The sequence below is a fragment of the Pedobacter rhizosphaerae genome (genome assembly GCF_900111155.1).
In the GTDB taxonomy this organism is placed as follows: Bacteria; Bacteroidota; Bacteroidia; order Sphingobacteriales; family Sphingobacteriaceae; genus Pedobacter; species Pedobacter rhizosphaerae.
In genome coordinates, this window is record NZ_FOGG01000081.1 from 1 (window position 1) to 1,214 (window position 1,214).

At 40.6% G+C, this 1,214-nt stretch carries 1 protein-coding gene; it reads left to right on the forward strand.

The window, feature by feature from the left end:
* The first annotated feature begins 94 nt into the window (after positions 1–94).
* A protein-coding gene (locus BMX11_RS24035; protein WP_245738759.1) for an IS3 family transposase occupies positions 95–1,167 on the forward strand; the annotation gives its coding sequence in 2 pieces (ribosomal slippage) (positions 95–356 and positions 356–1,167; 1,074 coding nt in all).
* Positions 1,168–1,214 lie beyond the last annotated feature (47 nt).

Consider the following 1,214-nt stretch of genomic DNA (forward strand, 5'->3'; position numbering starts at 1 on the left):
TGTGCACTTCCCAAAATTCAGACCAGTTAAAAGTATAATTCTAGACCGAGCGCAGCGAGGCTATTAGAAAAAACTATTAATTTTAATTGGTAATATGAAAAGAATCAAGTTTACGGAATCTCAGATTGTAAAAGCCATCAAAGAACATGAGAATGGCAAAAATGTACACGATCTCTGCAGAGAGTTAGGGATTAGCACCGCAGCCTTTTATAAATGGCGTCAGAGGTACGGAGGAATGGAAGTGAAAGAGTTATCCAAGCTCAAGGCATTAGAGGAGGAAAATGCGCGTTTGAAAAAAATGTATGCGAATCTCAGCCTTGTGCACGAAGTTTTCAAGGAGGCGGTGGAAAAAAAGCTTTAACGCCTGACGAAAAACGTGGTTTAGTGGATGAGATGGTGAAAAGGATTAGCCATCGTCAGGCTTGTCAATGTGTCGGGTTAAACCGGAGCAATCATTACTATAGACGCAAACGGCGCGATGACAGCGAAATAGTTAATGCACTTTCTCTTCTAATTGAAAAGCATGTTTCCATAGGCTTCTGGCAATGCTACTACCGGTTACGTCGAAAAGGAATTACATGGAACCATAAAAAGGTTTATCGGGTTTATACCGCGATGAGGCTTAATATTCGGCGCAGGGCAAAGAAAAGACTACCAGAAAGAGTCAAAAAGCCATTATTTGTGCCGGAAACTGTAAATGAGGTGTGGTCTATGGATTTTATGAGTGACTCGCTTTGGAATGGGAGGAAATTTAGATTGCTGAACATTGCCGATGATTACAACAGAGAGATACTTGCTATGGAAATAGATTATTCACTTCCAGCATTGAGGGTTACCAGGGCATTGGATGAACTCAAACAATATAGAGGGCTACCAAAGATGATAAGAATGGATAATGGGCCAGAATTCATCTCACACAAGCTGGATGAATGGGCGAAGGAAAACAATGTAGAACTGCTTTTTATCGAGCCTGGAGAACCAACACAGAACGCATATATAGAAAGATGCAATGGAAGCATCAGAAGAGAATTGTTAAATGCCTACATATTTCATTCGTTGGATGATGTGAGGGAAAAGGTAGAGGAATGGATGATGGACTATAATTACCATCGACCACACCAGGCATTGAACTTCAAATCTCCCATCGATTTATTGCAGGAAAGTTGAGGACAAAATTATACTTTTGAATGGTCTGAAAAACAGGGGAGCTTACA